General features: G+C 39.5%; 9 protein-coding genes and 1 other RNA gene. 3 read left to right on the top strand and 7 right to left on the bottom strand.

Annotation, left to right across the window (positions count from 1 at the left end):
• Nucleotides 1–97: 97 nt before the first annotated feature.
• An RNA gene (rnpB, locus tag PSN35_RS04620) (RNase P RNA component class A) lies at nt 98–443 on the top strand.
• A 168-nt stretch (nt 444–611) separates the two neighbouring features.
• Nucleotides 612–908 carry a hypothetical protein gene (locus tag PSN35_RS04615; RefSeq protein ID WP_300030120.1) on the top strand — a complete coding sequence of 99 codons (297 nt, stop codon included), beginning with the start codon at nt 612–614 and terminating at the stop codon, nt 906–908.
• Here PSN35_RS04615 and PSN35_RS04610 read toward each other — a convergent pair.
• The 7 genes from PSN35_RS04610 to clpB form a co-directional block, all read right to left on the bottom strand.
• Nucleotides 873–2,168 (bottom strand): TRAP transporter large permease subunit, encoded by a 1,296-nt coding sequence (locus PSN35_RS04610; protein WP_300030117.1) that lies wholly within the window; start codon nt 2,166–2,168, stop codon nt 873–875. The two genes, PSN35_RS04615 and PSN35_RS04610, sit on opposite strands and share 36 nt — an antisense overlap.
• Nucleotides 2,165–2,599 (bottom strand): TRAP transporter small permease subunit, encoded by a 435-nt coding sequence (locus PSN35_RS04605; RefSeq protein WP_300030114.1) that lies wholly within the window; start codon nt 2,597–2,599, stop codon nt 2,165–2,167. The genes PSN35_RS04610 and PSN35_RS04605 overlap by 4 nt, the downstream gene beginning before the upstream one ends.
• 52 nt (nt 2,600–2,651) lie before the next feature.
• Entirely contained in the window at nt 2,652–3,746 is a 1,095-nt protein-coding gene (locus PSN35_RS04600) for a TRAP transporter substrate-binding protein (protein WP_300030111.1), read from the bottom strand.
• Between the two features lie 24 nt (nt 3,747–3,770).
• The gene (gene prmC / locus PSN35_RS04595) at nt 3,771–4,556 is read right to left on the bottom strand and encodes a peptide chain release factor N(5)-glutamine methyltransferase (RefSeq protein WP_300030108.1); all 786 of its coding nucleotides are present in this window, start codon (nt 4,554–4,556) and stop codon (nt 3,771–3,773) included.
• Between the two features lie 3 nt (nt 4,557–4,559).
• Nucleotides 4,560–5,186: a rhodanese-like domain-containing protein gene (locus PSN35_RS04590; protein WP_300030105.1), complete on the bottom strand. Its 627-nt coding sequence runs from the start codon at nt 5,184–5,186 to the stop codon at nt 4,560–4,562.
• 16 nt (nt 5,187–5,202) lie between these two features.
• The gene (locus tag PSN35_RS04585) at nt 5,203–5,838 is read right to left on the bottom strand and encodes an electron transport complex subunit E (protein ID WP_300030102.1); all 636 of its coding nucleotides are present in this window, start codon (nt 5,836–5,838) and stop codon (nt 5,203–5,205) included.
• 100 nt (nt 5,839–5,938) lie between these two features.
• The gene (gene clpB / locus PSN35_RS04580; protein ID WP_300030099.1) at nt 5,939–8,497 is read right to left on the bottom strand and encodes an ATP-dependent chaperone ClpB; all 2,559 of its coding nucleotides are present in this window, start codon (nt 8,495–8,497) and stop codon (nt 5,939–5,941) included.
• 82 nt (nt 8,498–8,579) lie between these two features.
• Here clpB and PSN35_RS04575 point away from each other — a divergent pair.
• Nucleotides 8,580–8,986 (top strand): tRNA (cytidine(34)-2'-O)-methyltransferase (locus tag PSN35_RS04575; protein ID WP_300030096.1); only part of this gene is annotated, 407 nt, incomplete at its 3' end.

Raw genomic sequence — 8,986 nt, 5'->3', positions numbered from 1 at the left:
ATTTTTTTCATTGTAATTGTAACTCTTTTAAAATAAGTTTATATTATAACATTCTAATATAAAAAGAAGACTCTATTATTCTTATATAATTATCTGCGAAGTTGGTCGGATGGTCGCTGGTGAGTTTACTCATCAGAGGAAAGTCCGGGCTCCATAGAGCAAAGTGCTAGCTAACAGCTAGGTAGGGTGACCTAATGGAAAGTGCTGCAGAGATTTAGACCGCCTGTTTTTTAACAGGTAAGGGTGAGAAGGTGCGGTAAGAGCGCACCGCGCGAGAGGCAACAATCGTGGCAAGGTAAACCCCACTTGGAGCAAGCTCAAATAGGCTACCATTGATGCGGCTCGCATAAGGTAGCGGGTAGAGTGCTAAAGCGTCTTGGCGACATTGCGCGTAGATGAATGACTATCTATTACAGAACCCGGCTTATAGACTGACTTCTCCTTTTTTTATTTCAACTTTTATCTTTCTGTTGTGTTGTTTTCTGCACTTATTCAGTCATATAGTTTATCTATATTCCTTTAATCGTTTGAAATCTCCTTGTATAAAGTAAAAAATAATCGTAACAGGTGGATTGTGATTATTTTTATTGGTTTTGTTGTAGAATAAAACCATGGGTGGATTTCAAAAAATCTTATTAATGGTGTTGATAACTTTATCGGCGAGTGCATCAGCTGAAAAAGAGATTTTTTATAGCGATAAGAATATTACTATTTATACAGATAACACTGTGGTTCAAACTGGTAAGAGCACCGCACCCGTATTTAAACCTTCAAGCACTTGGGTGGAGGAAGATTTTTTCACCCAGCAAGAAAAATATTGCGAGGTGGACGCCATTCACAAAGACAGAATGAATCTTTTGTTAAAGAAATTCTCAAAAACCGCTAAACCCATACCAGCCGGGAAATAAAATCAAGCTAGTGAGTACGCTCACTTGAATAATGATAAACGGCATAACGCCTTTATAAATATCAGTGGTTTGTATAGATTTCGGCGCTACACCTTTAAGATAGAATAAGCTAAATCCAAACGGTGGTGTTAAGAAAGATGCTTGTAGATTCATGGCAATTAAAATAGCAAACCATTCCATATCAATGCCAAGTGATAGTGCAATTGGGTAAAAAATCGGTACGATAATTAAGGATATTTCAACAAAATCAATAAAAAATCCAAGCACTAAAATAATAAGCATAGAGATAAGGATAAAGCTCATTTCTTTGGCGGGTAGGCCCATAATAAATTCTTCTACCAGTGTGTCACCACCCGTATAGGTAAACACCATAGAAAAGGCGGTTGCACCTACCAAAATAGCAAATACCATTGAGGTTACCTTAATAGTATCAATGCTTGATTCACGCACCATTGACCAGCTAAGGCGACGATAAAATAGTGCCAACAATAAGGCGCCTACTGCACCAATAGAAGCAGATTCGGTTGGTGTGGCTATGCCAGAGAAAATTGAGCCTAAAACAGCAATAATAAGCACCAAAGGCGGCACAATTGCTTTGGCAACTAATAGGTATTTGGCACCACTAGAGAGGTGATTGTTTTTACTAACAAATGCAGGGGCAGCATCTTTATCCCAATAGGATTTGATAAGCACATACAAAATATAGCTGCCAACCAGAACCAAAGAAGGCATGACTGCACTACGGAATAAATCACCAACCGGTACACCTAAAACATCCGCTAGAATGATTAAGACAATTGAAGGTGGGATAATTTGCCCTAGCGTGCCAGAGGCGCAAATAACACCGGTAGATAAGGTTTTTTTGTAATTATGTTTGAGCATCACTGGCAATGAGATAACACCCATAGCAATCACACTTGCGCCTACTACGCCAGTTGAGGCAGCAAGTAGCGATCCAACCAAGATTGTAGAAATGGCCAAACCACCACGAACGCTGCCAAACAAATCACCCATTGCCTCTAATAACTGCTCAGCCAATCGAGTTTTTTGCAAGACGACACCCATAAAAATAAATAGTGGCACTGCCATTAAGATAGTGTTTTGCATCACACTCATAATGCGATAGGGCATAAAGCCAAATAAATCTATACCTTCAGTCAGTGTGCCAAAAATAACAGCCACACCGGCAAAAGTAAAAGCTACCGGAAAACCGATCATTAGTAGTGCCAGGGTGATACCAAACATAATTAGTCCAATCATGTTTGATCCTCATTAAGGTGTTTGTAATTATCCACGGCAAACAAAATGCCAGAAATTATCACCAAGATAAAACTTAATGGGATAACGCTTTTGATAATATAGCGGTGCGTTAGTCCGCCAGGATCGCCACTCAGCTCATTGATCTCATAAGCATTGTAGGCAAAATCAATCCCATAGTAAGTGATCAGCAAACTAATAGGAAGAATGAAAACAACAAAGCCAATTATATTAATTAAAGCTTGTTTTTTTCGAGTAAAGGTGGCATAAAAAATATCGACTCGTACATGCGCATCATGTTGTAATGTGTATGAAATTCCGAGTAAAAATAGCGAAGAAAATAGATGCCACTCCATTTCCTGCAAGGCGATAGATGAATTATTGAAGGCGTAGCGAAGTACAACATCAATAAAGACATTAAAGATCGTTAACAATAAAAGCCCGATGGTTAGGCTTTCTAACCATCGGGTATAAATCGATCGAATCTTAGTTACCTAAAGAATTTAAGTATGACTGATCAGAAATATTGGTCCAAGCACGAATATCTTTAAGATAGTTATGTCTTGATTCAATAATTTCTTTTGACAAAGGATCTTTCGCCGCTAATTCAGCAAGTAGCTTTTTATTGGCCGCCTTAAGTGCGTCAAATACTGGCTTAGGGAAAGTCTTAACTTTAATATTAGGGAAGCCTTTCTTCATACTTGCCCAGTTTTTAGCACTCTCATCATTTGAGTGTACAAACATATCGTAAGCTGCGTACTTCATAGACGTTACTAAAATTGTTTGCAAGTCTTTTGGCAATGCCTCATAAGCTTTTAAGTTGATTAAGAATTGCAATTCTGAACCAGGCTCATGCCAACCCGTGTAGTAGTAAGGGGCAACTTTATGAAAACCCATGCGCAGGTCAAGTGAAGGGCCTACCCACTCTAATGCATCAATCGTTCCGCGATCAAGCGCCGTGTAAAGCTCACCTGCAGGAATGTTGGTTGGTTTGGCACCAACTTCTGCCATAATCTCACCTGCAAAACCAGGAATACGCATCTTCAGACCTTGTAAATCTTCAACGGTATTGATTTCTTTTTGGAACCAGCCGCCCATTTGGTTACCAGTATTACCACCAATGATAGATTTCATGCCGTGTTTGGCGTAAACCTTATCCATTAATTCTTGACCGCCACCATACTCAAACCAAGCATGTTGTTCAGCAGCTGTCATGTCAAATGGCATTGAGGTAAAAAACAAAGTATTAATGTCTTTACCTTTCCAGTAATACGAACCTGAATGGCCTAAATCATATTGACCTGACTTTACAAAGTCAAAAATACCTAAAGCAGATTTATGCTTGTTTTTTGAGTCAATGTTGATGACCAAACGACCATCAGACATCTCATTAGCCAATTGTGCAAATTTCTTGGTAGAATCGCCAAAAATTGGAAAATTACTAGGCCAAGTTTCTGCCATGGTTAGAGTGTAAACCTTTTTATCTTGTTGCGCACTTGCGGCTTGATTATTATCATCCGTACAGCCTGTAGCGGTAATAATGAGTGCTGCCGCTGCAAATAATTGCATCAGTTTTTTCATGTGTTCTCCTCGTTGAGATTGTTATTAATTAACCTGTGCTAAAACCGCACGGTCTTTGGCATTATAGTCTTGGAACGTTTGTATATTGGTGAATTTTTTACTCAGTAATTTAACAATTCTGGCTTGCTGATCGTGGCCGTGCTCTAACAATAAATAACCACCTTTAGTCAAATGGTTTGGCGCTTCATTAATAATAATACGAATATCGTCTAACCCGTCTTTTCCTGCAGTCAGCGCAGTAATTGGTTCATGCGTTAAATCATCAAGATAGCTATCTTCCTCCTCAATATAAGGCGGGTTCGAGATAATAAGGTCAAACGTTTGTCCAGCTACCGGCGCCAGCCAACTACCTTGTAAAAATTCAATCTGAGTGGTGGCATTGGATTTTGCCACCTCGAGTGCACCAGCTGAATAATCCGTTGCCGTGACTGTCCAATGTGGGTTTTTATCTGCTAAAGTCACAGCAATAATGCCACTGCCTGTGCCCATATCTAACAATTGACAAGGTTGATTTTTTGGCAATAAATCCAAAGCAATGTCGATTAGCAGCTCGGTTTCTGGGCGGGGAATAAGCGTATCAGGTGTGACTTTAAAATCCAGATGATAAAAACCTTTAGTACCACTGATGTATGAGAATGGAATGCCATCAGTACGCTGCTTAATCATGGCGTCTAAAGTTTGTTTTTCTATGGGTGAGAGTTGGTAATCACTTTGAGTGATCAACTCAACGTTGCTTTTCTTGAGTACCAGAGACAACAGTGGCGCAATATCAACTGTGCCACTGTTAAGGTAATCTTGAATATTGTTCAAAACTTATAAATTAACCGTTGTTAAGCCGAGTGATTTCCAAGCATTCATACCACCGCGATAGTATTTAATTTTGGCAGCAGGGTAGCCGTATTTTAGTAAGGCTTTAACAGCAGCAGGAGTTTGTCCACACCAAACGCCATTACAATACATCACCAGAGTTTTTGCATAAGAAAAGTCAAATACATCATCCACCTGAACACCGAGTTGATCTTCCATAATTTCTAGTGCTTTTTCTTTATTTTTAAAGCGTGTGTAAGGGATGTTAATAGCGGTTGGAATGGCGCCGGTAAATACCAGCCAGTTTGGCGTGCGCGTATCAATCACTAAAATAGATTCGTCGCCCGCTGAGTGTTGTTTGACATAATCAATCATCTCAAGTTCACCAATAGTTTCAACTAGGTGTGGTGCAAATGGATGCATGGCCTGAATTTTGCCACGTGTGGTTTTTAGATAAAAATCTGAAATTTCATTATCGCGATCTTGGTTGCGTTGCAATTGAACGGATTCACCTTGATGGTTAATGTTAATTGACACCACGCCTGGTGAAATAAACACCTCTTTGGTGACTTCTCCCTCAGCATTGGCGCCAAAGGCCAACAAACTGGCAAATAATAATACTAATTTTTTCATTTTTCTCCCCTTTTTTTTAAACTTTTTTCAAATCAAAATAATTTTTAGCCGCCACAATCAGTCCTAGGCCAATGAATGCGCCTGGTGGCAAAATAGCCAATAACGTACCTTGATAATCATCAAACACAGTAACGCTTAGTGTATCACCCAAACTACCAAGCAGTAAAGCAGATTGATCAAACAAAGTGCCCGAGCCAATTAGTTCGCGCATTGCACCTAGTAATATTAAAATTAATGAAAATCCAATACCCATCATTAATCCATCAAGTGCTGACTTTCCCCAAGTATTCTTGCTAGCATAAGCCTCAGCTCTGCCTAAAATGGCGCAGTTGGTTACAATTAGGGGTACAAAAATACCCAAGATTAAATACAAGTCATAAAAGTACGATTGCATTAAAAGCTCAACAATCGTCACAAACGAGGCAATGAGTAGCACAAAAATAGGAATACGCACTTCTTTACGAATTTGATGGCGAAAAATTGACACAGTTACATTTGATGCAACCAATACAAAAGTAGTGGCCAAACCTAAGCCAATCGCATTAACAATATTGTTGGTAACCGCTAAAAGCGGACACAGGCCCAATAAAGCAACCAGTGCTTGGTTGTTGGTCCATAAACCATTTTTAATAATTTTTAGATAATCTTCCATTGTTGTTGATTATATCAATAACTGTTGGGCAAAAAAATAGCAAATTTTACGAATCATTAAAAAAGGAGGTAAAGCCTCCTTTTTTAATCCAAGTTAACTATTAAGAAAAAACTATCTCATCATTAGTAACGTTAGCTTTAACGGTTGATCCTGGTAGGAAGTCACCCGCTAGGATTTTTTGCGAGAGTGGGTTTTCTAATAATTGTTGAATGGTACGCTTAAGTGGGCGTGCGCCAAATACTGGATCGTAACCTTGTTCAACAATAACACTCATCGCCTCATCGCTTATCTCTAGACTCAGGTCAAGATCTGCTAATCGAGATTGAAGGATTTCAACTTGAATTTTAGCAATACCTTTAATTTGGTCTTTACCTAGTGGATTAAAGGTTACAATTTCATCAATACGGTTTACAAATTCAGGTCTGAAGTGCTCACCAACTAATTTGATTAGCTCGTTAGATACATCTTTTCCAGGGTTTTCTTGAATCAAGTGAGAGCCTAAGTTTGATGTCATCACAATTACGGTGTTTTTAAAATCAACCGTACGACCTTGACCATCGGTTAGTCTGCCATCATCAAGCACTTGTAAGAGAATGTTAAACACATCAGGATGCGCCTTTTCAACTTCATCTAATAGGATGATTGAATAAGGCTTGCGACGCACTGCTTCGGTTAACACACCGCCTTGCTCATAGCCCACATAGCCTGGAGGTGCGCCAATTAAACGTGCCACTGAGTGTTTTTCCATAAACTCACTCATGTCCACACGAACAATCGCTTGCTCAGTATCAAACAAGAAATCTGCCAACGCTTTAGTGAGTTCGGTTTTACCCACGCCAGTAGGGCCCATAAACATAAATGAACCATCAGGACGATTAGGATCGGATAAGCCAGCACGAGATCGGCGAACTGCATCAGCAATAACTTTAACAGCCTTATCTTGACCAACTAAACGTTGTTGGATGATAGATTCCATTTGCAGAAGTTTATCTTTTTCACCTTCCATCATTTTGTCTACTGGGATGCCTGTCCAACGGGCAACAATTTCAGCAATTTCATCTTCTGTTACCTTGTTGCGTAATAGGGTCATCTCTTCGCCATCAGTTGATTCTGCTTGAGTGATTTTAGCTTCCAATTCTGGGATTTTTCCGTATTGTAATTCACTCATTTTGGCCAAATCATTATTACGATGTGCAGTTTCTAAGTCTGCTTTAGCTTGCTCTAACTCTTCTTTAAGATGATGCGCACCTTGCACTTGAGATTTTTCCTTTTTCCAAATCTCTTCAAGGTCAGCGTATTCTTTTTCAAGATCTTTAATTACCGAAACCAGCTCTTTAAGGCGCTCTTTAGAGGCTTTATCTTTTTCTTTTTTAAGTGCCATGCGTTCAATCTTAAGTTGCACTAATTTACGATCAAGCTTGTCCATTGATTCTGGTTTTGAATCAATCTCCATACGGATTTGTGAGGCTGCTTCATCAATCAGATCAATAGCCTTATCTGGCAATTGTCTATCAGTAATGTAGCGTGTAGAGTAGGTAACCGCTGCAATAATCGCTGGATCGGTAATTTCCACACCATGATGCACTTCGTATTTTTCTTTAAGGCCGCGCAAAATGGCTACTGTATCCTCTTCAGTTGGCTCATCGACTAGTACTTTTTGGAATCGACGCTCCATGGCAGAGTCTTTTTCAATGTACTCACGATATTCATCCAGCGTGGTGGCACCCATACAATGTAGATCGCCACGCGCAAGCGCAGGTTTTAGCATGTTGCCGGCGTCCATTGAGCCTTCACCTTTACCGGCGCCCATCATGGTGTGAAGCTCATCAATAAATAAGATAATTTGACCATTCGCCGCTTCCACTTCTTTAAGTACGGCTTTCATTCTTTCTTCAAATTCACCTTTGTATTTTGCACCAGCAACTAATGCTGCCATATCTAGTGACAATAATTGTTTGCCTTTAATACCTTCTGGCACTTCATTGTTGATAATACGTTGTGCCAAACCTTCGGCGATAGCGGTTTTACCCACGCCCGGCTCACCAATTAATACTGGGTTGTTTTTAGTACGGCGTTGCAATACTTGAATCGCGCGGCGAATTTCACCGTCACGACCAATAACAGGATCTAGCTTGCCTTGTTCAGCAAGCTCGGTTAAGTCTTGGGTGTATTTGTTTAGGGCGTCTCTTTGTGTTTCTGCATTTTGTTCGTTCACGGTTTGTCCTCCTCTAAGGGTTTCAATGGCTTGGGTTAATGCTTGTTCAGTAACGCCAGCGTCTTTTAATAGTTGGGTGGTTGTATCATTGCCTTGAATGATTGCTTGTAAAAACAATTCTGTTGAAAGATAACTATCACCTTTGTCGGTGGCAATTTTTTCAGCAGCAGTGAGTAGGCGTAGCAAATTTTGGGAAATGCCAATATCACTATTTGGATTGTTAACCACAGCCAGTTTATTTATCTCTAATCCAGTTTTTTTCGCTAGGGTAGTGGTATCAACGTTGCTAGCTTTTAAGGCATTGCTAACGCTTGATCCATCATCACTCAGCATCGCACTAAGTACATGAACACCTTCAATTGCACTATGATTATTGCTAATTGCAATGGATTGTGCAGCGCCTAGATCTTGCTGAAATTGAGAAGTTAATTTTTCAATATTCATCTATTTTATTCTTGGTTTTTATTTAAGTTACTACCTATCTATGGGATGATATTGTCATATTCAAGGTTAAAAATAAAATATTATGTTAAATTTAGTATTGTTCGAACCAGAAATTCCAAACAACACTGGCAGTTTGATTCGTCTGTCAGCCAATATGGGTGCTAATCTGCATCTGATTAAACCCTTTGGATTTGAAATTACTGATAAACGCCTGCGCAGAGCAGGGCTGGATTACAAAGAATTGGCCAATGTGACTGAGTATGAAAATTTACAAGACTATATAGATAGAGCCAAACCTGAAAGAATCTTTGCGGTAGAGACAGGTTCAAATAAAAAATACACCGATGTGGCGTACCAACCGGGAGATTCATTCTTATTTGGCCCTGAAACTAAAGGCTTGCCAGAGGACGTAGCTAATCAATTTAATATAGTTTCTTTGCCTATGCAAGATGGCTCTAGAAGTCTGAATCTTGCTAATTGCGTATCAAT

The organism is Candidatus Thioglobus sp. (genome assembly GCF_028599055.1).
GTDB lineage: Bacteria > Pseudomonadota > Gammaproteobacteria > PS1 > Pseudothioglobaceae > Thioglobus_A.
The sequence above is the reverse complement of the archived record's forward strand: the minus strand, read 5'-3'. Positions and strand labels throughout refer to the sequence as shown.

What these genes read in the sequence shown, in the direction of transcription:
- PSN35_RS04615 (WP_300030120.1), top strand. Translation starts at nt 612, where the DNA reads ATGGGTGGATTTCAAAAAATCTTATTAATGGTGTTGATAACTTTATCG.
- PSN35_RS04610 (WP_300030117.1), bottom strand. Translation starts at nt 2,168, where the DNA reads ATGATTGGACTAATTATGTTTGGTATCACCCTGGCACTACTAATGATC.
- PSN35_RS04600 (WP_300030111.1), bottom strand. Translation starts at nt 3,746, where the DNA reads ATGAAAAAACTGATGCAATTATTTGCAGCGGCAGCACTCATTATTACC.
- PSN35_RS04590 (WP_300030105.1), bottom strand. Translation starts at nt 5,186, where the DNA reads ATGAAAAAATTAGTATTATTATTTGCCAGTTTGTTGGCCTTTGGCGCC.
- PSN35_RS04585 (WP_300030102.1), bottom strand. Translation starts at nt 5,838, where the DNA reads ATGGAAGATTATCTAAAAATTATTAAAAATGGTTTATGGACCAACAAC.
- clpB (WP_300030099.1), bottom strand. Translation starts at nt 8,497, where the DNA reads ATGAATATTGAAAAATTAACTTCTCAATTTCAGCAAGATCTAGGCGCT.